The organism is Acidipropionibacterium virtanenii (assembly GCF_003325455.1).
GTDB classification, from domain to species: domain Bacteria; phylum Actinomycetota; class Actinomycetes; order Propionibacteriales; family Propionibacteriaceae; genus Acidipropionibacterium; species Acidipropionibacterium virtanenii.
The window spans coordinates 2909855-2932709 of record NZ_CP025198.1; the positions used below are offsets into that span (position 1 = coordinate 2909855).

The following is a 22855-nucleotide window of genomic DNA, read 5'->3' on the forward strand; positions in this document are numbered from 1 at the left end:
TAGCGGACTGGGGGCAGAGCTGGGTCGGACTTCGACGGACAGACGCATCTGGCGAGGGCCTTCTTCAGGGCCTTTCATGCCACATCCCGCACGCAGCGCCAGAGTGTGAACGCAGCGCCTGAAATTCCTGGCGCTACGTTCACACTCTGGCGCTGCGTGGATTCTGGCGGGTTGGGGGTGTGGGCCAGGGCCGGGGTGGCCGGAGGCCGTCAGGCCTTCTTGGCGATCTCGGCCTCGAGGCGTTCCAGCTTGCCGGTCATCTCACCGGTGCGCCCGGGACGGATGTCGGCCTTGAGCACCAGGGACACCCGGGTGCCGTATGCGGCGACCGCCTCGGTGGCCTGCTTGACGACGTCCATGCACTCCTCCCAGCTGCCCTCGATCTCGGTGAACATCGAGTTCGTGCGGTTCGGCAGACCGGATTCGCGGATCACCGCGACAGCTGCGGCCACCGCCTCGGCGACACCGCCGTCCTCCCGGGAGGCCCGTCCACCACTGGGTACCAGACTGAATGCTGCGATCATGAGGCAATCCTAGTCAACCGGGTGACGACCCCCGAGATACCTTGTGCCTTCGCTTTGCCATGTGTTCGCTTTGCGTCTCCAGCTCTGGCAGGGAGCGAGCACGAGCGCGAGGATGCATCCAGAGTTGCTGTCGCAAAGCCGAAACACAGCAAAGCTTGGGCACAGGTCCCTGCTAGTGGCTGACGGAGAGGTCATCCGCTCAGTGACGCCATCCTCCAGACCCGTCAGGGCTCGCCGCTGCCTCAGGCGGTGCGGGCGTCGGGCTCCGAGCTGACATAGCGCCGACCCTCGAAGGCACGGCCGAGAGTCACCTCGTCGGCATACTCCAGGTCGCCGCCGACCGGAAGACCCGACGCGAGCCGTGACACCTTGACCCCCATCGGAGAGAGCAGCCGGGAGAGGTATGACGCCGTCGCCTCGCCCTCGAGATTCGGATTCGTGGCCAGGATCACCTCGGTGACGACGCCGTCGGCCAGCCGCGTACACAGTTCCCGGATGTGAAGATCCGCCGGGCCCCTGCCGTCCAGCGGGGAGATCGCCCCGCCGAGGACGTGATACAGCCCCCGGAACTCCCGGGTGCGCTCCACCGCGATGACATCCTTGGACTCCTCCACGACGCAGATCACCGACTGGTCGCGCCGGGAGTCACGGCAGTAACGACAGGTCTCGTCGGCCGATACGTTGAAGCACACCGAGCAGAACTTCGCCTTCTCCTTGACCTCGCGCAGGGTGTCGGCGAGGGCGTCCACCTCCTCGTCCGACGCGTCGAGAATGTGGAACGCGATGCGCTGCGCCCCCTTCGGGCCGATCCCGGGCAGCCGGGAGAGGGCGTCGATGAGGTCTTGCAGCGGACCGTCGTACATCTGGGCTCCTTCCGATGGCCGTCCCCGACCACCACAGCAATGCTACGGCGCCCCACAGACAATACTGTCAATGGAGGGAGCGACCCCTCCACGCTCGCCAGGGCTCGCTTCCTCCCCGAGCCCGGTCAGGTCCGCGTCCGTGTTCAGCGCAGCCCCTCCATGCTCGCGCAGGCGCTCACCGCCTTCCCGAGCGAGAGTTCCGTCATCGGTCCGGTCAGCGTCGCCGGCCCGCCGCAGCGGCTCGGGTCCGCAGGCGCTCGCCGCCTCCCCGGACAGGTCGGGCCCGCGACCGCTCAGAATCCCAGGCCGGGAATCTTCGGAACCAGATCGGCCTGCTTGGCCGTGGCCTTCGCCGAGGCGTCCCGCACCGCGGCGACGATGAGATCGGACAGCGTCTCGACGTCCTCCGGATCGACGACCTCGGGCTTGATGCTGAGTGACTGGAGCTCCCCCGACCCGTTCACAGTGGCCGTCACCACGCCACCACCGGCACTGCCGTCGAAGGTCGCGGCGGCGAGCTCCTGCTGGGCCTGCGCCAACTGGGCCTGCACCGCCTGAGCCTGGGCCAGCAGGCCGTTCATATCGAAGCCGCTCATGTCGAAGCCGCCCTCGGGAGTGGTCATGCGGTTCCCCTCACAGCCCCCGGGCGAACCGCGGGGACGTCGTCATCCAATATGCCAATGAAACTACCCGACAGGCCGCACGCATCCCAGCCGCCCGGTCTCCGGCCGGGCGTCTACTGCTGTACGAGCGGGTCGTCGATCACCACTCCGCCCAGCTCCGCCATGATCAGCTGCGCCGGGGACTGGCTGGGCGACTCCACGATCTCCGAGTCCGTCCAGTCCGCCTCCTCCGGAACCTCATCCGGAGACGGCGGCTCCTCGACGTGGTGGGACATCGCGCGGATGCGCTCCTTGGCGCGCTCCGACCACCTGTGGGTCATGGCGCGGCGGGCCGCCTCGTCAATCGCGCCGGCATCACCCCCGGTAACCGGGTCTCCCACCTCCTGCTCGGGCGGGGTCGATGTGCTCGCCGGGCTCGGTGCGCTCGGTGGCGTCACCGCAGCGGGCGGAGTCCCCCGACCTGTTGACGCCGCCTCCGGGCCTCCGGGAACCGGGCCGGCCGGATTCTCGGGCCGACCCGGCACCGCACCAGCAGGCACAACACCGTCAGGGCCGAAAGCTCCCGGCACAACACCGTCAGGGCCGACCGGTACGTCCACCGCCCGGTCACGATCGGTCTGCTCGCGGCCGGGCTCAGAAGGGCCCGGGGGCTCTCCCTGTGGGTCGCCCGGCTCCGGTCCCGGGCCGTATCCGGGATCGTTGTCCGGCCCGTATCCTCCTCCGGGTCCGGGGGGACCCGGCCGGTCAGGATCGGGCCGGGACGGTCCAGGCTGAGCCGGACCGGTCGGCCCCTGCCCCCCACCGAGCACCGGGGTGAAGGTGAGATCGGCCCCCAGCACGTCCATCACCGCGTCGTGGAGCATGGCCTGCCCCGGACCGCTCTCGAACATCTCACGGGCGCCCGGGTTGGCGAAGGCGACGGTCGCGGTGCGCCCGTGCACCTCGATCACCTGCGCGTACTGGGACAGCACCATCCCGGCCACTTTCCGCTTCGCCCGGACGGCGTCGAGGACCTGCGGCCAGGCCCGACGCACCATCGCGATATCGACATGCCCCCGGCCCGAGGAGCCCCCCCCTGACGGGGCCGTCCCCCCCTCGCTCTGAGCACCGGCGACCGCGTCGGGCCGTGGCGCGGACGGACGCTCCGCAGCCTGTCGCCGATCCTGCTGGGGCTGGCGCTGCTGCGGCTGTTCCTGCGGGGGCTGCTCCCCTCGGGACTGCTCCTGGCGGGGTTCGGGAGACCGCCCGCCGGGGGCATAGTCCTGGCTGCTCGGCCGTGGCCGACGACGCGTCCGCGGGGCGGAGGACTGGGTGGAAGGCTGGGAGGAGGGCGCAGTGATTCCGGACGGCTGTTCGGCGGACGGCTGTCCGGTGGCGGGTTCGGCGACAGCCCGGTCGCCAGCCCCTTGGGAGGGCTGCTGGAAGGACTGCCGGGGCTGCGGCGTCTCCACCGGCTCAGTGTTCGGCGCGGCAACCGCGTCCTGAACCTCCGGCCCAGGTGCGGGAATCTCGGGAGCCCCTTCAGGCCCGCCATCATCCATCCCCATCCGGCGCTCCAGGCGATCCAGACGAGCGCTGTATCCGCGATCCCCGGCGTCGGCCCCGGGCAGCAGAATCCGCGAGCACATCAGCTCCAGGTGGAGCCGCGGCGCCGTCGTCCCCCTCATCTGGGTGAGCCCGGTCGCCAGCACCTCCGCGGCCCGGGTGAGCTCCCCGGACCCCAGCCCGGCGACCTGATGGGACAGCCGGGTGGCCTGCTCGGGGGAGACGTCGATCAGCCCGCTCGTGCAGGCGTCCGGCACCGCCGCCAGGATCACCAGATCGCGCATCCGGCGCAGCAGATCCTCGGCGAACCGCCGCGGATCCTGACCGACCTCGATCACCTTGTCGATGGTGGCGAAGACCTCGTGGGCATCGCCCGCCGCGAAGGCGTCGACGATCTGGTCGAGCAGCGCATCGGGGGTGTACCCCAGCAGCGCCGCCGCCTGCTCGTAGGAGACGCCGTCGGCCTGCGCCCCGCCCAGCAGCTGGTCGAGCACCGACAGGGAGTCGCGCACCGATCCGCCGCCGGCGCGGACCACCAGGGGCAGCACCGCATGATCGACGGCGATGCCCTCCTGGTGGCAGATCTGCTCCAGATAGGTCACCAGCGTCTTCGGCGGCACCAGCCGGAACGGGTAGTGATGGGTGCGCGAACGGATGGTCCCGATGACCTTCTCGGGCTCGGTGGTCGCGAAGATGAATTTGACGTGCGGCGGGGGCTCCTCGACGAGCTTCAGCAGGGCGTTGAAGCCCTGCGTGGTGACCATATGGGCCTCGTCGATGATGTAGATCTTGTAGCGGGAGGCGACCGGGGCGAAGAAGGCCCGCTCCCGCAGGTCACGGGCGTCGTCGACGCCGCCGTGGGAGGCCGCGTCGATCTCGATGACGTCGATCGATCCGGAGCCTCCCCGGGCCAGATCGCGACAGGACTGGCAGACACCGCACGGCGTGGGCGTCGGTCCCTTCTCGCAGTTGAGTGCTCTGGCGAGGATCCGGGCGCTGGTGGTCTTGCCGCAGCCTCGCGGCCCGGAGAACAGGTAGGCGTGATTGACGCGGTTGTTGATGATGGCGCGCTTGAGCGGCTCGGTGACGTGCTCCTGGCCGATGACCTCGTCGAAGGTCTCGGGCCGGTAACGCCGGTAGAGAGCCAGCGGCGGTTCGGGGACGTCATCGGCCGGCTCCGGCCCGGGAACGTCCACCTCGGGCTCCGGCTCTGTCTCCTCGATCTCTGTCTCCTCGACCGGGGGAAGCGGAAGGTCTCCGGGCTCGGCATCCTCCTCGGACTCCAGTCCCTCGGACTCGATCGGGGTCTCGGGGCCGCCGTACGCGGCGTCGGCATCCTCACCGATGCCGTCGTCGACGTCATCGGCGGGAACGGGCTCGGCATCGGGGTCCGGTTCGGGAATCGGCCCGGACTCGCCACCGAAGAGGTCGGGCCCGTCCTGGACGTAGTCGTCGAGACGATCGTCCTCACTCGGCTCGCCGGCCGTCGGGTCGTAGTCCTCGTCCACGGACCGAACCCTAGTTGACCCGGCCGACAGTTTTGTCAGCGGAGGGGCCGACCCCTCCACGCTCGCCAGGGCTCGCTTCCTCCCCGAACCCGGTCAGGTCCGCGTCCGTGCTCGGCACAGCCCCTCCACGCTCGCCAGTCACCCGAAGAACCACAGCAGCAGGGCGATCGCCGCGACCAGTCCGAAGACTCCCCAGGAACCCGCGACCACGCCTTTGACCCGATGACCGAGACGCTTGGCCTTCTTGTTGCTGAGGGTCACGACCACCGCCGGGATCGCGAACACGAGAATGTCCAGGACCAGCACGAGCCGATTGAGCCAGACCGGGATCCCCGCCGGCGCATCAAGCTGCGGATACCCCAGGTTCGCAGGGAGCAGGGTCTGCATGGCCATCGAGGCAAGCCCCGCGGGAAGGAAGAGCAGGACGCAGGCCCACGTGATCCCGCTCCAGATCACCCCGGCCCGATTGCTGGTGATGATGCGGCTTTCGGTCATTGGATCTCCTGAAGACGTCACGCCCACGCTATGCGTCCGCGCAAACCCATCACCGAGGGCACCGTGCGGAGTCGGGTGCGCAGGCCGTGAACGCAAAAAGGGCTCCCCGCGCACCCGGTAGAGCCGACCTACCCTTGCTACCTCTCGGTCCTGGGGGGGTTCGGACGGATGCCGCCGCACGGGGAACCACCTGCAGTATATATCAACTGACGACCCCTCCGCTCCTGCCGACACCCGCCGTCACCCGGAGCGGGGCGGTGGCAGAATCGGGCCCACCGTTGTGGACGCCCGAAGGAGGACCGATGACCAGGATCGATGTCTGGCTGTGGTCGGTACGAGCCTTCAAGACCCGATCGCTGGCCACCAATGCCGTCAAGGGCGGTCACATCCGCCTCAACGACGACCCGGTGAAGCCCGCCAAGGAGGTCAGACCGGGCGACCTCGTGACCATCAAGACTCCCGGTTGGGACCGGGTGCTCAAAGTGGTGAACCCGATCAGCAAGCGGGTCGGCGCCAGGATCGCCGTCGACGCCTACGAGGACATCTCGGCGCCCCGTCCCGAATGGCTCTCGGCACCGATGGCCCGTCGCGACCGCGGAGCCGGCCGGCCGACCAAGAAGGATCGCCGCGACATCGAACAGCTGCGCGGCCGCGAGAACCGCTGATTTGGCGTCTCCAGCGACGAACCGGTACTCTCTTCGGCGGAGGATTCGCCTAGAGGCCTATGGCGCTCGCTTGGAAAGCGGGTTGGGTTCACGCCCTCACGAGTTCGAATCTCGTATCCTCCGCCACCAGCCCCTCGTCATCACGGCGAGGGGCTTCTTCATGGTCATACCGTGCGCATATCACTAGCTGGAGGCCTCGATCCGAAAGGTATGTGCGGATCCCCGCGCTCCAGCTAGTGATATGCGCACCCGGCCACCAGCATCTGCGGGCGGACCCCACGCGTAGCATCGGGACGATGCCCTCGACCCTCCAGCTGCGCGACCTCCCCGCTGCCCTGCGCGATCACCTGGGCCCCCGCACCACCTGGTGGACGGTGAGTTCCCCCTTCGAGATCCTGGTCGGCTGCGTCCTGGTGCAGAACACGAACTGGCGCAATGTCGAGGGCTCACTGGCCTCGCTGCGCGACGCGGGCATCTTCTCCCCCGACGAGCTGCTGGCCACCACCCCCGAGGAACTCATCGCGCTCATCCGAAGCTCGGGATTCCAGACCGCCAAGGAGCGTGCCCTGCGCGGCCTGTGCGGGTGGTGGACCACCCACCTGGGCCAGACGGGCCCGCGGCTCGGCGCCCCGGTCGCGGCCTCGGCCCTGCTGGCCGCCGCCCCGGTGCTGCCCGGCGTCCCGACCGGCGATCTTCGGACGGAGCTGCGGGCTCTTCGGGGGATCGGCCCGGAGACCGCCGACGTCATCATGCTGTATCTACTGGGCCGGGGAGTCTTCGTCGCCGACACCTACTCACGACGGCTGCTGGCCCGGCTGGGCGCCCCGGTTCCCCGCAGCTACGACGCGCTCTCGTCCCTGGTGAGCCGCCACGTGGATCTGGATCTGGCGGGATGGCAGGAGTTCCACGGGCTGGTCGATGACTACGGGAAGCGCCACTGCACCAGCGATGCCGCATGGGCGGCCGGCCCGCTGGCCGGGCGCCGGTTGCTGCTGAAGGAGCCGTCCGCCTCGGGACCGGTGGAGCACCACGCGCCCGACCGCGCATGACGGGCAGTCGTCCCGGATCCCGGAGGAAAATGCATCGAATGAGCAGTGAACAGCTCGCAGCACCGTCGCGGGCCGGCGCGAGCCCGGTGGCCGACTCCGGACTACGACGCAGCCTGACCCTGCCCACCCTCATCGTCTACGGACTGCTGTTCATCGGCCCCACCTCGCCGATGGGCACCTTCGGCGTCCTGGATGCTCGCAGTCACGGGGCGATCAGCCTGGTCTTCATCATCGCCACCGTGGCCGTGGCCTTCACAGCGTGGTCGTACGCCCGGATGTCCCGGGCCGTCCCGCTCGCCGGATCGGTCTTCGCCTACGCCTCGGCCGGCCTCGGACGCCGGCCCGGGTTCATCGCCGGGTGGATGCTCGGCCTGGACTATCTGTTCATGCCGTCGATGATGTCGCTGATCCTCGGGATCGCCGCCCATCACCTCATTCCCGCGGTACCGGCCTGGATGTTCACCGCGGCGAGCATCCTGCTCATGACGGGTCTGAACCTCGCCGGGATCAGGACGACGACCACGATCAGCTTCATCGTCCTCGGGATCGAGATCGCGATGCTGGCCGTCTTCATCGTCGCCGCGATCGTCGTGCTGGCGGATCACGGACCTCAGCGCCCCTGGCTGTCCCCGCTGGTCGGCTCGGGCGGCTTCGACCTCGCCGGCGTGATCGGAGCGGTCTCGATCGCGGTGCTGTCCTTCCTCGGTTTCGACGGCATCGCCGGCTTCGCCGAGGAGACCACCGGATCGGGCAGGCAGGTCTCCCGAGCCCTGGTGGTCTGTCTCGTGCTCGCCGGGGGGCTGTTCGCGGCCCAGACGTACCTCGCCGCCCTGCTGTCGCCGAGGACTCCGGCATATCTCGCCGCCCACCCGGGAGATCAGGGCACGGATTTCTACCAACTGCTCGGCTCCCAGATCGGCACCTGGCTGGGCACCACGGTCACCGTCGTCAAGGCGATAGGGCCGGTCTTCTCCGCCATGGTGGCCCAGGCGGCGGCCAGTCGGCTGATCTACGGGATGGCCCGGGACAGTACCCTTCCGAGCGCTCTGGCAAGGATCGATCCGCGCACCCGGACCCCGCGCAACGCCGTCCTGGTGACGGCCGTTCTCACGCTGGTCATCTCCGTCACCGCGGCGGTCCGCCCCGACGGTCTCGAGTTGCTCTCCTCGCTGGTCACCGTCGGGGCGCTGGTCGGATTCCTGTTCCTGCACGCCGCGGTGATCGGCTACTTCGTTCGCGGTCGCCGCACCTCTCACCCGATCCCCCACATCGTGATCCCGGTGATCGGGGCCCTCATCATCCTGGCCGTGCTGTCATTGGCGGCGCACCCGGCCGTCGCCGTGGCCGCGATCTGGCTGGTCGTCGGCCTGGGGGTCCTGACCTTCCGGATGGTCAGGCGCCCGTCAGATTCCTCCGTCTGAATCCCCACAGCCCGACAGCCGACAGCACCACGGCGGAGGCTGACAGCCCTCCCAGAACAGCCACGGACGACGCCTCGGCCGGAACCATCCGCGTCAGCGCCACCGGCGAGATGTCGGCCGCGGCGTCAGGAATATCCAAGAGCTCCCCGAAGAAGACGACGACCGCCGTCCATCCGACCATCGCCCAGCCGGCCCTCGAGGCTCGGGGCACCAGCCCCACCAGCGCGGCGGCCAGCGCCATGACGGCGAGCACCGCGGGCAGATATCCGAGGGTCGCGCCGATGAGGCGCCACAACCAGGCCCGGTCCTCCATCGCGGCGGTCATTCCCGCGCCCAGCCCGACCGCAGAGCCCAGCAGCGCCAGCACCAGCCCGACCGACGTCACCCCCAGCCAGCCGCCCATCACGCCAGTGCGACTCGCCCCCATCGCAATCTGGTGCTCGATGCGACCGGTCATCTCCTCGTCGCGCAGTCTCAGCACCATCTGAACCGCCAGCGCCGTCACGGCTGCTGCGAGATAGGCGGCGACCAGCCCCGCGTAGGACTCCAGCAGTGTCTTGGACCCGCCGAGCCAGCGGGCGATGTCCGGCGACTCGGCGACCAGATCCTCGATCGCGCCGGCCAGACCGCCGAACACCGCACCGAGTACCAGGAGGGAGACGGTCCACGCCACCGCCGACGGCCACAGCAGCCGCATCGCCATGCCCGCCGGGGAGCGCAGACGCCCCGGCGCCGCCGCCCGTCCACGACGTCCAGGCAGCAGCCCCTCCCCCAGGTCGCGTCGACCTGCCAACACCGCCGCCACGACCAGCGCGACGACGGCCAGCCCCGCCCCCAGCCCCAGGGGCCACAGCCGCAGGTCGTCGAAGACGCGGATCTGCTGGGCCCAGGCGATCGGTGAGAGCCAGGACAGCCACGAGCCGCCCGACGGGTCGTCGACGTCGCCGACCGCCCGCGCCAGGAAGAGCGCCCCCAGCACGGCCATTCCGATCCCGCTCGCCGACCGCGAGTGCCCGGTCAGCTGGGCCGCGCACAGCGCCAGCGCCCCGAAGGCCAGCCCGGTGACCAGGCAGGACGCCCCGAAGGCCGCCGATCCGACGACGTCCAGTCCGGTGACCGCCAGGCATCCCGCGATCACCGCACCGAGGAGCGCATTCATCAGCGCCACCAGCAGCATCGCCGCCGTCGCCGGGGCGGCCCGGCCGGTGGGCAGGGCACGCACCAGCTCGGTACGTCCGGCCTCCTCGTCGGCGCGGGTGTGACGCACCGCCGCGAGGATGCTCATGACGGCCACCGCCACCAGCAGGAAGACGCCGAGTTCGTTGACGACCACGGCGCCCACACCCGGGTCGTGGGCCGATCCGGGCGCGCCCGCCCCGAAGAACGGGCCGGTCATCACCACAGTTCCAGGGGTGCGCGACAGTTCGGCGCGGGCGATCCGCGCCGCCGCGTCCGGGTAGGCGTCGCGCACCGCCGGGACGGTGGCCGCGGTGGTCGCGGCGACTCCGAGGCCCCACAGCAGGATCCGGATCCGGTCGCGGCGCAGCCCCCACCTCAGGATCCGCAGGGTCCCGGTCAGCGCGGTCATCGTCGGGCCGCCTGAGGCTCCCGCGGGGAGCTCTCCTCGTAGTGATCCAGGAAGAGCCGTTCCAGGCTGATCGGCTCGACGCTCACCCCTCGCGCCCCGGCGTCGGCCAAGGCCCCCAGCACCCCGACCACACCGGCGTCCTCGACCGTGAAGGACAGCCGATCGCCGTCGACGGCGGCGCCATGGACGCCGGGCAGAGAGCCGATCCGTCTGGCGGAGTCGCCGTCGACACTCGCCGACACCTCGGCGCCTCGCAGGTGACGCAGCTCGTCGAGGCGTCCGGCCTCTGCGGTGCGGCCGTCGCGGATGATGGTGACGGTGTCGCAGGCCTTCTCCACCTCCCCCAGGATGTGGCTGGACAGCAGCACCGTGCAGCCGTCTGCCTTGAGGCGGGCCAGCTCGGCGGTGAACAGCGCTTCCATGAGGGGGTCGAGGCCCGAGGTGGGCTCGTCGAAGAGGTACAGCTCGGCGTCGCAGGCCAGGGCGGCGACCAGGGCGACCTTCTGCCGGTTGCCCTTCGAGTAGCCGGCGGCCTTCTTCGTCGGGTCCAGCCGGAAGCTCTCCAGAAGCTCCCGGCGCCGTGCCCGGTACCGCTTGGAGCGCCGGTAGGCCGCCGAGCGCAGCCCGACGAGGTAGTCGATGATCTCGCCTCCCGACAGGTTCGGCCACAGGTTGACGTCGCCGGGCACGTAGGCCATCCGGCGGTGCAGCGCCACGGCGTCGGACCAGGGATCGGAGCCCAGCACCCGGGCGCGACCGGCATCGGCGCGCAGCACGCCCAGCAGGATGCGGATGGTGGTGGACTTGCCGGCTCCGTTGGGTCCCAGGAATCCGGCGACCTCACCGGCCTCCACCCGCATGTCGAATCCGTCGAGTGCTCGGGTGCGGCCGAAGGACTTCTCGAGTCCCCGGCAGTCGAGGGGCACGTCATTCATGGTGCGGGTCCGCCTTCGGGTCGTCGGTGTCGGTGAGGGCGTCGAGGATGCGGGAATCGGTCAGGCATTCGTAGGCCGCGATCTCCACCATCGGGATGATCGTCCGCCGGAGCAGTCTCCGGACTAAACCATTGAATCCATGCCCAACAGTCTGACAGCCATTCCCTGGCCTGTCCTGGATGTTCCTCGCGCCGCCCCGCCACCGGGTCGGCCGGGCCCGGCGGGAATGACCGGGCGGGGCGGCGGCGTTGTTCCCGGCGGAACTGTCACGGACGAGGAGCTGACATGGCGAAGGATGAGGCCGGCACGGCACCAATGACGCAGGACGGCCCCGGGCTGAGGCGCAGCCTGACGCTGCGGGATCTGATCGTCTACGGCCTGCTGTTCATCGGCCCGACGGCCCCGATGGGCACCTTCGGCGTCCTCGACGCCCGAAGCTGCGGGGCGATCGGCCTGGTCTTCGTGATCGCCACTCTGGCGATGGCCTTCACCGCGTGGTCCTACGCGCGGATGTCGCGGGCGGTGCCGCTGGCCGGATCGGTCTTCGCCTACGCCTCGGCAGGGCTGGGGCCGCGTCCCGGATTCGTCGCCGGCTGGATGATCGGTCTGGATTACCTGTTCATCCCGTCGATGGCCTCCCTGTTCACCGGCATCGCCGCCCACCAGCTGGTTCCCGCGATTCCGGTCTGGGTGTTCACCCTCATCGGCATCCTGCTCATCACCGGGCTGAATCTGGCCGGGGTGAAGACGGCAGCGGTCGTCGGATTCGTGATGCTCGCCATCGAGGTGGTGGTGCTGGCGATCTTCGTCGTGGCGGCCTTGGTGGTTCTGGCCGGCGACGGGGCCCAACGCGACTGGCTCTCCCCGCTGACCGGAGTCGGCGGGTTCGATGTCGCCGGGGTACTCGGCGCCGTCTCGGTGGCCGTGCTGGCCTTCCTCGGTTTCGATGCCATTGCCAGCTTCGCCGAGGAGACCACCGGATCCAGCAGGCAGGTCTCGAAGGCCCTGCAGTTCTGCCTGATTCTGGCGGGGGCGCTCTTCGTGGTCCAGACCTACCTGGGCGCGCTGCTGTCGCCGTTGACGCCCGACTACCTCAATGCCCACCAGGCTGAGCAGGGCACCGCCTTCTACCAGATGCTCGACACCGAGATCGGCCGCTGGTTCGGCACCACGCTCACCCTCACCAAGGCGATCGGCCCGGTCTTCTCGGCTCTGGTGGCCCAGGCGGCGGTGAGCCGGCTGATGTTCGGGATGGCCCGCGACGGCGCCCTCCCGAAGGCCCTGGCGACCGTGGACCCGCGCACCCGCACCCCGCGTACCGCGGTGCTGGTCTCGGCGGTGTTCACCATCATCATCGCCGTCGCCGCGGCCGTGCGCGACGACGGTCTGGAGGTGCTGTCCTCGATGGTCACGGTGGGCGCCCTGGTGGGCTTCCTGTTCCTTCACGCCGCGGTCATCGGCTACTACGTGCGCGGACGGCGCACCGAGCAGCGAGGCCGCCACATCGCGATCCCGGTGATCGGGGCGGTCATCATCGCCGTCGTGCTGGCGCTGGCGGCCCACCTGGCCCTGGCGATCGCGGCCGTCTGGCTGGTCATCGGGGTGGTGGTGCTCGTGGTCCGGGAGCGTCGGCCCTGACCCGCCAGCCCCGGCCCTGACCCCGTGCGCATTCTGCTAGCTGGAGACCGGATCCAGACAGGATTCGTCCGGGATAGCCTCTCCAGCTAGCAGAATGCGCACCACCTCACGGCAGGATCCGCCAGAAGGGAGCCCCGGGCTGATAGCGGACCCGCGAGAGGCTCGCCGGGCGGTGCGCGCGATGCAGACGGGAACACAGATCGGCCAGGAAGTCGTTGGGGTTGCTCCGCAGTTGAGCGGGAGTCACCGGGAACTGCCTCCAGCCGGCCGAGGCGAACCATCTCGCCCGCAAAGTGTCCTTGGCGAAGGCATCGGCGCTGTTGTGATACTGCTCGCTGTTCACCTCCACCGCCAGCTTCTCGGCCTCGAATGCGGCGTCGGGAGAGCGCTCCTTGAGGCTGGTTCTGCCCCCCTCGTTCACATTCAGCCGGACCGGCAGATTCCCCTTCCAGCCGGTGATCCCCACCAGCCGGAACAGCTCGTGGAGTTCCAGCTCGGGTACCGACCAGGGCGACTCGCCGATGTACCGCACCGTTCGGTTCATCAGACGGGCATCGGCCCGGCGTGGCAGGAGATCCCGCGCCTCGCGGATCTCCTCGGCGGTCACCGCTCCGGTGCGCAGCGCATCGCAGATCGGTGCCCAGTCGTCGCGGGATCCCAGGAAAAGAGCTGCGGCCGCGGGCACCGCCGCGAGTCCCGTCTCGAGGTCTGTGATGAGTTCCCCGGGCAGCGAGGAGTAGTGGAAGCGGAACAGACCCCGATCTGCATATCGGTACGGGAGCAGCGCATCGACTGTCTGGATGTTCAGCCGGGGCCGCATCTGAAGGCTCAGGGCGGCGCGCCCGGTGATCACCGAGGTGGGTCGCCACAACCAGTTGGCGTAGATCCATGCCCGGGGATCCCCCTCAACCCGGGTGGACATCACGATTCCCGGTAACGGCCGGATGGCCAGGCCGGCCATCACAGCGCGGCGAGCCTGGTGTCGCAACGGGCCGGCGGTCGGTATTCGGATGACGGAGCGCGACTCGAGCAGTTCAAAGATCCTCACACCCCAGTTCTCGTTGTCGCGAGGGCCGATCTGCACTTCGCAGAGCAATCTGTGGAGAACTTTTCGAGACCGCCGATCCTGTGGATGACTGGTCGCAGCACCGTTGCACTCGGTTCGTGTGCGCGAATCACTAGCTGGAGGTGCGGTTCCGACAAGATTCGTGTGAAATCACGCCTCCAGCTAGCAGAATGCGCAGAGGGGACCGGCGGGGCCGATCCCTCTTCGACCAGCTACCGCCCGTTGCCGAAGAACAGCGCGTGGAGCAGCGGGATCGCCGAGACCGCCATCAGGACGATTCCCAGCGGCGCATTGACCGGATGGAGCAGGATCCCCCCGAGGAGCAGCCCGACGAAGACGATCGCGGAGATCACCCGCCCGATGGCCCGCTCGATCCGCTTCAACAGCCGATCGATCTCGGGGGTCTCCACCGACAGCTGGCCCCGTTCCACCAGGGAGATGATGTGGTCGGCGCGCCTCGGCAGTTCGGCCAGCACCCGCAGCGTGCCCACGACCTCACGGGCCGCCTGCTCGGTCGGCCCCCCGCCCTCCTCCTCGATGAGACGGGCGGCGTAGGGCTGTACCGCATCCCAGATGTTGTAGTCCGGATCCAGCGACTGGCACAGACCCGAGAGCAGCGAGACGGTCCGGATGATGAGCAGGAAGTCCTGGGGCAGCTGGAAGGGCATCGCCTCCATGAGTTCGCGGAACCGCCTCCCGAGCCTGATGAACCGGGACGGGTCCACATGGCGCAGCTCGTTGAACCCCATCCCGCCGAATTGCTCGAACAGTTCGATGACGAGCCTCTCCAGCTGCCCGATGTCGGCGGTGGGCAGCAGCACATCCATGTCCTTCATCGCCTTGACGAGCCGCTGGCCGTCCCGCGACCCGATAGCGATCATGGCCTCGCGCAGGCCGCCCTTCAGAGCCGGGGGCACCTGCCCCATCATCCCGAAGTCGACGAAGGTGAGCACCCAGCCCTGACCGGCCGCCCTCGCACCGTCGGGGTCCAGCGGAGTGACGAAGAGATTGCCCGGATGAGGGTCCGCGTGGAAGAACCCGGTGCCGAAGAGCTGGTCGAAGAGCACCGACGCGAGCTCACGGGCCACCTGGCCGGGATCGATTCCGGCCGCCCGGATGCCCTCCAGATCCTTGATCTTGACAGCGCTGACGTCGGAGAGGGTCAGTACCCGCCGGGTGGTCTGCTCCCACGCCACGCGCGGATACCCGATCCGCGAATCCCCTCCGCTCTCCTCGGCGAAGCGCTCGGCGTTGGCACCCTCATTGAGGTAGTCGATCTCAAGCCTGCTGATGCGTCCGAACTCCTCGACCAGAGCCGACGCGTCGACCCGGTCGGCGATGAACCGGAACCGCATCAACCAGCGGGCGACCTTCCGAAGGGCCGACAGATCGGTGTCGACGACCTCCCCGATCCCCGGCCGCTGCACCTTGACGACGACGTCGCGGAAGCCGGCGATCCGGGCATTGTCCGGAGCCAGCCTGGCCCGGTGCACCTGTCCCAGGGAGGCGGCGGCCATGGGTGTGGCCTCGAAACTCTCGTAGACGTCGCCCAGCGGTGCGCGCAGGCTCTCCTCAGCGAGCCGGCGGACGTCGTCGAAGGGCACCGCGGGGGCCTCGTCCTGGAGCCCGGCCAGCTCGACGGTGACCTCGGCCGGGAGCACGTCCATCCGGGTGGACATGAACTGACCGAGCTTGATCATCAGTCCACCGAGATCGGCGACCAGGTCATGGAAGGTGCGCGCCGAGGCCCTCATCCGGGCCTCTTGACCGCGTTGCGAGAACCTCCCCAGACCGATCCGCGGCAGCAGGATGTCGAACCACCACAGACGGATGATCTGCGACGCGGCGAAGCGGAGGATCCGGTTGTACCGGGTCCTCAGCGCGTGCCGTCTCCTCCTGCTGGAACGCGCCGGCGGATCGGCCTGCTGGACCGTCCCACCGGCGCGTTCAATCTGCGCGTGGTCGTCGCTCACCAGCCGGTTCCTCACTCCTCGGCAAGAATCGAGTAGAGCTTACGGCGGGCGTCGTCGACCACCCTGACGGCGGCGTCGATCTGTTCAGGGCTGCCTCCGCGGACCACCTGGGCGACGGCCTGGGCCAGCTTGGAGGCCGCCTTCGGCAGTTCCACCGCCCGGCCGACGGTCTGGGCCGCAGCAGTCTCCCAGGGCGCGGGCCGTTCCCGGTCCTCCCCGGCCTCGTCGCGGCCGGAGTCCGTGAGCCGGTAGGTCTTGCGGCCCTCGGACTCCTCCACCTCGACCAGTCCCTCGTCGGCGAGCATCTGGAGGGTCGGGTAGACCGATCCGGCGCTGGGCTTCCAGACGCCGTGGCTACGGCTCTCGATCTCGCGGATGATCTGGTATCCGTGCATCGGTTCCTCGGCGAGAAGCTCGAGGATCGCGGCGCGGACGTCGCCGCGGCCCATCCGCGGGCCCGGGTGCGGGTGGCGCTCGGAACGCCCTGCGGCGAGGTCGCGGAACGCGTCGACGACGTCCCAGGGGGACGGCGGGTAGTTCCGGTCGCGACTGTGGTGGGGTCCGTGGCAGGGGCCGGGCCGGTCATCTGGATGCTGTGACATGATCTCTCCTCCTCGAATCGCGGACGCCGGGTGCGCCCCTGATCAGCGATACATCAACGATATATCGCTACTTGTCGAACAAAAGAGGTCTCCCACCAGCCGTCGAGTCGGGAAGGCCGACCGTCGAGTCTCAGCTCACCGGGACGGTCTCGGCCTCCGCCTCCACGGCGGCGGGCTCGAAGTCGACGAGGTCGCGGTCCTTGGTCTCGGGGATGGAGAAGCAGGCCACCAGGGTCAGGGCCGCCATCGCCAGCAGGTAGACGCCCACCCAGCCTGGACCGTAGGAGCTCGCCAGCCAGGTGGCGATGAAGGGGGCCACAGCGGCACCGAGGATCGAGGCGACGTTGTAGGCGATCGCCGATCCGGTGTAGCGGACGTTGGTCGGGAAGAGTTCGGGCAGCAGGGCCGACTGGATGCCGAAGGTCAGGCCCATCAGCGCCATGCCGATGAGCATGAAGACCACCATCAGGGCGATATTCGCGCTGTCTCCGGTGCCCATCCGCTTCGGGTTGAGGAAGAGGTTGAAGGTGCAGCCGAAGACCATGATGGCCACGGTGGTCCAGGTGAGGAAGCGCTTGCGCCCCATCCGATCGCCCAGCCACCCCGACAGCGGGATGGTGGCGGCGAAGGCGAGGATGGTGATGAGCTGGACCACCAGGAACCGCTGGTATCCGATGCCGAGGAAGCCGGCCGACGTCTTGCCGATGGCGTACGACAGGATCCAGGTGGTCATCAGGTAGAACAGCGTGTAGGTAGCCAGCATGAGGAAGGTGCCCTGCACGATCTGGCGCCAGGAGGTGCGGAAGGCCTGGGCGACCGGCGCCTTGACCACCTCGCCGCGGTCCTTCGTCCTCTGGAAGGCCGGGGTCTCCTCCAGCTTGAACCGGACGTACAGACCCAGAGCCACGATCACCGCGGAGAACAGGAAGGGCAACCGCCAGCCCCACACCAGGAAGGTGTGGTTGGTGCCGGCGGTGGTGGAGTCGTAGTTCATCGTCAGAGTCAGGACGAGGAAGAACCCGTTGGCCAGCAGGAAGCCGATGGGAGCGCCGAGCTGGGGCCACATCGAGTCGAATCCGCGCCTGCCCTTGCGGGCGTTCTCGCCGGCCAGCAGGGAGGCGCCGGACCATTCGCCGCCCAGGCCCATGCCCTGGCAGAACCTCATGATCGACAGCATCGCGGGCGCCCAGAGGCCGATCTGGTAGAAGGTCGGCAGCAGGCCGATGATGACGGTGGCCACGCCCATGGTGAGCAGGGAGGCCACCAGGGTGGTCTTGCGCCCGGCGCGGTCGCCGAAGTGGCCGAAGACCACCGATCCCACCGGGCGGGCGATGAAGGCGACGCCGAAGGTGGCCAGCGAGGCCAGCAGCGCGCCGGTCTCGGAGCTGGAGTGGAAGAACAGGAAGGGGAAGACGGAGATGGCGGCCGTCGCGTAGGCGTAGAAGTCGTAGAACTCAATCGTCGTCCCCACCAGGGACGACAGGATGATCCGGAACTTCGTGTTGCCGGAGGGCGCAGTAGCCGTCTGCTGCGGGGATGTGTCGATTGCGTTACTCACAGCTGTGAATTCTCCCCCTCGTCTCGATACCTGACACTCACCATCCATATCGTGGACATCCGTTGTTGACGTCGTGGCCGGCGGACGGCTCCCGAGTGCGGCCCGAGTGCGGCTCGAGTGCCCCCGGACGCGCACCGGGCCATGGCACGGCCCGTACTCTGTGATCGTGACGTCCTCCTCCTTCAGCACTCCGTCCGGCACCTACCGATTGCAGTTCAGTGCGGACTTCACCTACGACGACGCGCTGGGGCGGCTGGACTACCTCGCATCGCTGGGCGTCTCCCACCTGTTCTGCTCCCCGATCCTCCAGGCCGCCCCCGGATCCACCCACGGCTACGACGTCGTCGACCACACCCGCATCTCGGCCGAGTGCGGCGGGGAGGACGCCTTCAGGCGGCTGTGCTCGGCCGCCCACGAGCGCGGCATCGGCGTGGTGGTCGACGTTGTGCCCAATCACATGGCCGTGCCCACCCCGCTGTGGCACAACCTGCCGCTGTGGAACGCGCTGCGGGAGGGGCCCTCCTCCCCCTTCTCGGGCTGGTTCGACATCGACCTGTCGAACTCCCTGTCGGTGCTCATGCCGGTGCTGGGCGAGAGAATCGGTACGGAGCTGGCCAGTGGAAACATCCATCTGGAGACTCGTGACGTGCCGCGGATCGACGGCGGCACCGAGCGCCAGAGCGTCGTGGTCTACTACGACCACGTCTTCCCCGTCCGCCCCGGCACCGACGACCTGCCGCTGGCCTCCCTGCTCGATCAGCAGTGGTACCGGCTGGCCTACTGGAAGGTCGCCAGTGACGAACTGAACTACCGGCGCTTCTTCAACGTCGACACCCTGGCGGCGATCCGCGTCGAGGACGAGGAGGTCTTCCGGATCAGCCACGCCAAGCTCCTCGAACTGCACGCCGACGGCATGGTCGACGGCTTCCGGATCGATCACCCGGACGGCCTGGCGAATCCGCGCAAATACCTCGACGACCTGCGCGAGGCCACCGGCGGGGCGTGGGTGGTGGTGGAGAAGATCCTGGAGCCTTCCGAGACCCTGCCGAAAGACTTCCCCTGCGCCGGTACCACCGGCTACGACTCCCTGCTGCGGGTCGACGGGCTGTTCAACGAGTCGGCCGGTCTTCCGGGCCTGAACGACATCTGGGAGCGCCTGGCCAGTACTCCCGACACTCCGGCGCCGTCCTTCTCGTCGACCCTGGACAAGGCCAAGCACGAGGTGATCGGCGACATGCTGTTCGCCGAGGTGAGCCGGCTGACGGAGGTGGCGGTATCGATCTGCGCCTCCGACATCATGCTGCGCGATCACACCCGCCGACAGCTGGGGCGGGCGATCATCGAGCTGCTGGCCGCGATGGACCGCTACCGCGCCTACATCGAGCCGGGCATCGAGGCCGATGAGGACGAGGTCGCCGTGATCACCAGGGCCGCCGAGCGGGCCCGGGTGCGCCTGGACGCCGACGAGTCCGACACCCTCGATCTCATCGTCTCGCTGGCCTGCGGCACCGTCGGTCCGGCCCGCGACCCCTACGCCCAGGCAGATCGCGACGAGTTCATCACCCGGTTCGCCCAGACCTGCGGGCCGGTGATGGCCAAGGCCAAGGAGGACACCGCCTTCTACCGCTACACCCGGTTCACCGGCGTCAACGAGGTGGGATCGGATCCCGGGCTGGTGGGCGTCTCCCCCGACGACTTCCACAGTTTCGCCGCCGACCTGGCCCGCGACTGGCCCACCACGATGACGACGATGAGCACCCACGACACGAAGCGGTCCTCGGACGTGCGCGCCCGGCTGGGGGTACTGCTGGAGTTCCCGCGGGACTGGGAGCAGCTGGTCGCCGACCTGGAGAAGTACGCCGAGGAGCCGCGCTCGGATCTGGTCGACGGCGCCACGGCCAATCTGGTCTGGCAGACCCTGGCGGGCACCTGGCGGCTCGCGGGGACCGCCGCGGGGGCCGAACCGATCAGCGCCGAACGGCTGTCGGGCTATCTCACCAAGGCGATGCGCGAGGCCAAGACCCGCACCACCTGGACCGAGGTGGACGCCGACTACGAGCAGGCGGTGCTGGATCTGGCCACCGGCTGTCTCACGGATCCGTCGGTGGGCGAGCTGCTCGACGGCTTCACCGGGACCACCTGTCAGGCCACCCGGGCCGCGATCCTGGGCCGCAAGCTGGTGCAGCTCACCATGCCGGGGGTGCCCGACGTCTACCAGGGCTGCGAGGTGGTCGATCTGTCCCTGGTCGATCCGGACAACCGCCGCCCGGTCGATCTGGACTACCGCGACGACCTGCTGGGGCGGATCCGTTTCGGGTCGGAGGATCCGCTGGCCGGGATCCCGGAGGCCGAAAGGCTGGATGCCGAGAAGCTGCTGGTGACGGCGTCGGCGCTGAGGATTCGACGGCAGCATCCGGAGGCCTTCCGGGGGCAGGACGCCGTCTACCGCCCGGTGGCCGCGACCACCGGCCATGCGGTGGCGTTCTCCCGGTCGACCGCCGGGGCCGAGCGGATGACGTCGATCACCGTGGCGACCCGACTGGCCGGTGTGCTGGCCGAGCGGGGCGGCTGGAAGGACCATCAGGTGGTGCTGCCCGAGGGCTCCTTCCGCGACCTGTTGACGGGCCGGGGCTGGCCGGGCGGGGAGGTGAATCTGGCCGAGCTGCTGGAGTCGCTCCCGGTGGCCCTGCTGGTTCCCGAGGAGTGAGAAGGGTCATCCCTCGCCTCCACGGCGCCTTCCGAGTCATCGCCACATTGGCGGCGAATCCTGGTGAGAACTCGGACAAGGATTCGCCATCAATCCGACGCGAGCCCCTTCTGACATCGTGGGCAGTCATGGGGCTTTCCCCTCCAGCCCCTCGCCCGCAGCACTCGTGCCATGATGGCGGCCGTCTCGCAGGGGTGCCCCGCGACGTCACTCCACCCGAACCGCAGGATGGCGAGTCCTGCCACGAGGTGCTCGGCGTCCCTGCGCGCGTCGCGGATCTCCCCGGCTCCCCGGTGGCCGATCATGCCGTCGAGTTCGGCGATCAGCCCGTACTCCGTGTACCCCAGGTCGGACTTCCTGCCGCGCGAGTAGCACTTCTGGCGGCTCGGCGAGGGCAGGCCGTGGGCCTTCTCGACGTCCCGCTTGAACCGCACCTCCATCGGGCTCTCGGAGCCTCCCGCCACCACCGTGAGAGTTTCCAGGATCAGCGCGCGCTGGCGGAGTTTCGGTTTCTGGACGACGGCCCGGCGCAGCCGATCGGGTGTGGTGATCCGCTTGAACAGGGCTTTGGAGAGCCACCCGCCGATGTCGTCCAGCGACCCTTGTGAGCAGAGGGTGAGGATCGCTTCCTCGGCGGTGGTGCGGGGCGGTGATCCGAGCGATCGCCGAGCGCCGCGGTGGAATCGCCAGTACGGCTCTCGGCGTAAGACGCTCGAGACCTTGCCGGGGCACCAGACGTCTATCACGCCGGGCGGATCCGCGATACCGAGCAGATGGACGGCGGCAGCTCCTCCGAGTGCGGCGCCCGGACCGGCTATGAGCACACCGGCCCATGCGAGCTGGAGCCATGACGGGTGGCCCGCCGCGTAAATGCCGGCGCTCAGGGCACGCCACGTTCCTGACGCCGTGAAGTGGCGGATGCCGGCGTCGGTCAGCCCGTGCCGCAGAGCCTGGGCGCGGCTGATGACGCCCTCCTGCTCGTTGAGCAGCCAGACGACGGCATCGGGCACTCGCGTCATGGGGTGCATGGCACTGAGCATGCGCTAACACATCCCGATGTGGCCAGGGTCTGCGGCCAGATCTGTGGACAACTCCGAGGCTCACCACATTCGTGGCGGATCTTCGTGTGAGTTCGCACGAAGATCCGCCACGAACCCCCACAGGAAGTCGAGGACGACGTGATCGGCGCCCGGGCACGCGAGGAGGAGGGCCGGGCCGCTCTGGAGGACGCCGCCACCCTGCGTCGGCGCGCAGTTCATGCGCTCCGCGAGGAGGGATTGTCCCAGGCCGACGCCGCGGCCGTGCTCGGAATCTCCCGGCAACGCGTTCAGCAGCTCTCCCACTGAGGACGGGCGCGGGTCATCCTCCCGCTCCGGATCGGCCACGTCTCCCCGGAGCGAGTTGAGCGACACGCTGCTGACTGATCCCGAGGGCCAGCGCCGTCGCCCCCGACGGATAGCCGGCATCCCGGGCGAGGCTCGCGGCATGACGGCGGATCCGGGCGGCCCGGTCCAGATCTCTGCGCGCCTGCTCCTCGAGGTCGTGGCCCTCGTGCCAGAGCTCGATCACGATGTCAGGCACCACGACATGCACCTCGACCTGTACGTCACCCGGTTCCGCGTCGATCCATGCAGCGATGAGATCGCGGGCGGACGACTCGACTCCGCTCCAACTCGTCGCCGCTCCTGTGGCGGGAACGGACGTCCCATCAGGAGCCGGCGACGTCAACGATGGCACCTCGATCGTCCACACTCCATCCGTATCGACCCATGTTCTGGCCTGATGCACCGTCATTACGGCTCCTACCTCCATCCAGCTGCTTCGGTGTCATCCGGGAAGTGCGCCTGAATCTGCCGCACCACGCCGGCCGACACGATTCCCTCATGAGCCACAACAGTCACTTTGGCCCGCCCATCGGGCGACTCCCAGATCTCATGGCTTCCTCGCGTCCGAATCCTTCTCCACCCTCTGGCGGCCAGGAACCGCGATACCACTCGGTACGTCTGCGGCCTGACCACGTCGTAATACTAGCCCCGGCTGTTTTCCATATCAAGGGGCACTTGTGGTGATCTGTCGATCATCGCCCGGCTACCGT

At 69.0% G+C, this 22855-nt stretch carries 20 protein-coding genes, 1 tRNA gene and 1 other RNA gene; 7 read left to right on the top strand and 15 right to left on the bottom strand.

The window, feature by feature from the left end; translation table 11 throughout:
- Positions 1-209: 209 nt before the first annotated feature.
- The 6 genes from JS278_RS13510 to ffs all read right to left on the bottom strand — a co-directional run bounded on the left by JS278_RS13510 (position 210) and on the right by ffs (position 5749).
- Complete coding sequence (locus JS278_RS13510; RefSeq protein WP_114045646.1) at positions 210-524, bottom strand: thiamine-binding protein; 315 nt, start codon at positions 522-524, stop codon at positions 210-212.
- Between the two features lie 242 nt (positions 525-766).
- Positions 767-1387 carry a recombination mediator RecR gene (recR, locus tag JS278_RS13515; protein WP_114045647.1) on the bottom strand — a complete coding sequence of 207 codons (621 nt, stop codon included), beginning with the start codon at positions 1385-1387 and terminating at the stop codon, positions 767-769.
- A 293-nt stretch (positions 1388-1680) separates the two neighbouring features.
- A complete protein-coding gene (locus JS278_RS13520) occupies positions 1681-2010 on the bottom strand; it encodes a YbaB/EbfC family nucleoid-associated protein (RefSeq protein WP_114045648.1) in 330 nt (109 codons plus the stop codon).
- Positions 2011-2123: 113 nt separating this feature from the next.
- Positions 2124-4958 carry a DNA polymerase III subunit gamma and tau gene (locus tag JS278_RS13525; protein WP_425451513.1) on the bottom strand — a complete coding sequence of 945 codons (2835 nt, stop codon included), beginning with the start codon at positions 4956-4958 and terminating at the stop codon, positions 2124-2126.
- A 243-nt stretch (positions 4959-5201) separates the two neighbouring features.
- A complete protein-coding gene (locus JS278_RS13530; RefSeq protein ID WP_114045649.1) occupies positions 5202-5558 on the bottom strand; it encodes a hypothetical protein in 357 nt (118 codons plus the stop codon).
- A 94-nt stretch (positions 5559-5652) separates the two neighbouring features.
- An RNA gene (ffs, locus tag JS278_RS13535) (signal recognition particle sRNA small type) lies at positions 5653-5749 on the bottom strand.
- A 111-nt stretch (positions 5750-5860) separates the two neighbouring features.
- Between ffs and JS278_RS13540 the strand changes: the two genes are divergently transcribed.
- The 4 genes from JS278_RS13540 (at position 5861) to JS278_RS13555 (ending at position 8693) form a co-directional block, all read left to right on the top strand.
- Entirely contained in the window at positions 5861-6223 is a 363-nt protein-coding gene (locus tag JS278_RS13540) for an RNA-binding S4 domain-containing protein (RefSeq protein ID WP_114045650.1), read from the top strand.
- A gap of 38 nt (positions 6224-6261) precedes the next feature.
- Positions 6262-6349, top strand: a tRNA-Ser gene (locus JS278_RS13545).
- A 170-nt stretch (positions 6350-6519) separates the two neighbouring features.
- Positions 6520-7272 (top strand): endonuclease III domain-containing protein, encoded by a 753-nt coding sequence (locus JS278_RS13550; RefSeq protein ID WP_114045651.1) that lies wholly within the window; start codon positions 6520-6522, stop codon positions 7270-7272.
- A 38-nt stretch (positions 7273-7310) separates the two neighbouring features.
- A complete protein-coding gene (locus tag JS278_RS13555; RefSeq protein WP_114045652.1) occupies positions 7311-8693 on the top strand; it encodes an APC family permease in 1383 nt (460 codons plus the stop codon).
- On the opposite strand, the gene JS278_RS13560 is transcribed toward JS278_RS13555, so the two are convergent.
- Positions 8665-10281 carry an ABC transporter permease gene (locus JS278_RS13560; protein WP_114045653.1) on the bottom strand — a complete coding sequence of 539 codons (1617 nt, stop codon included), beginning with the start codon at positions 10279-10281 and terminating at the stop codon, positions 8665-8667. The genes JS278_RS13555 and JS278_RS13560 overlap by 29 nt on opposite strands.
- Entirely contained in the window at positions 10278-11216 is a 939-nt protein-coding gene (locus tag JS278_RS13565; protein WP_114045654.1) for an ABC transporter ATP-binding protein, read from the bottom strand. Before JS278_RS13565 ends, JS278_RS13560 begins: the two co-directional genes overlap by 4 nt.
- A gap of 285 nt (positions 11217-11501) precedes the next feature.
- Between JS278_RS13565 and JS278_RS13570 the strand changes: the two genes are divergently transcribed.
- Entirely contained in the window at positions 11502-12854 is a 1353-nt protein-coding gene (locus tag JS278_RS13570; protein WP_114045655.1) for an APC family permease, read from the top strand.
- Positions 12855-12960: 106 nt separating this feature from the next.
- On the opposite strand, the gene JS278_RS13575 is transcribed toward JS278_RS13570, so the two are convergent.
- From JS278_RS13575 to JS278_RS13590, 4 genes are all read right to left on the bottom strand, one after another.
- A complete protein-coding gene (locus tag JS278_RS13575; protein ID WP_147243221.1) occupies positions 12961-13902 on the bottom strand; it encodes a hypothetical protein in 942 nt (313 codons plus the stop codon).
- A 230-nt stretch (positions 13903-14132) separates the two neighbouring features.
- The gene (locus tag JS278_RS13580) at positions 14133-15893 is read right to left on the bottom strand and encodes an ABC1 kinase family protein (protein ID WP_114045657.1); all 1761 of its coding nucleotides are present in this window, start codon (positions 15891-15893) and stop codon (positions 14133-14135) included.
- Between the two features lie 11 nt (positions 15894-15904).
- Complete coding sequence (locus tag JS278_RS13585) at positions 15905-16495, bottom strand: PadR family transcriptional regulator (RefSeq protein ID WP_114045658.1); 591 nt, start codon at positions 16493-16495, stop codon at positions 15905-15907.
- Between the two features lie 130 nt (positions 16496-16625).
- Positions 16626-18053 carry an MFS transporter gene (locus tag JS278_RS13590; protein ID WP_114045659.1) on the bottom strand — a complete coding sequence of 476 codons (1428 nt, stop codon included), beginning with the start codon at positions 18051-18053 and terminating at the stop codon, positions 16626-16628.
- A 160-nt stretch (positions 18054-18213) separates the two neighbouring features.
- Here JS278_RS13590 and treY point away from each other — a divergent pair, with 160 nt between their 5' ends.
- Positions 18214-20760, top strand: a complete 2547-nt coding sequence (gene treY / locus JS278_RS13595) for a malto-oligosyltrehalose synthase (protein WP_114045660.1) — start codon at positions 18214-18216, stop codon at positions 20758-20760.
- Positions 20761-20849: 89 nt separating this feature from the next.
- On the opposite strand, the gene JS278_RS13600 is transcribed toward treY, so the two are convergent.
- A complete protein-coding gene (locus JS278_RS13600) occupies positions 20850-21788 on the bottom strand; it encodes a PDDEXK family nuclease (RefSeq protein ID WP_114046344.1) in 939 nt (312 codons plus the stop codon).
- Between the two features lie 150 nt (positions 21789-21938).
- Here JS278_RS13600 and JS278_RS13605 point away from each other — a divergent pair, with 150 nt between their 5' ends.
- Positions 21939-22106 (top strand): helix-turn-helix domain-containing protein, encoded by a 168-nt coding sequence (locus JS278_RS13605; protein ID WP_220149980.1) that lies wholly within the window; start codon positions 21939-21941, stop codon positions 22104-22106.
- Positions 22107-22119: 13 nt separating this feature from the next.
- On the opposite strand, the gene JS278_RS15895 is transcribed toward JS278_RS13605, so the two are convergent.
- A complete protein-coding gene (locus JS278_RS15895) occupies positions 22120-22344 on the bottom strand; it encodes a hypothetical protein (protein ID WP_147243222.1) in 225 nt (74 codons plus the stop codon).
- 218 nt (positions 22345-22562) lie between these two features.
- Positions 22563-22778, bottom strand: coding sequence for a type II toxin-antitoxin system HicA family toxin (locus JS278_RS16810; protein WP_114045663.1), 216 nt, complete (start codon positions 22776-22778; stop codon positions 22563-22565).
- Positions 22779-22855 lie beyond the last annotated feature (77 nt).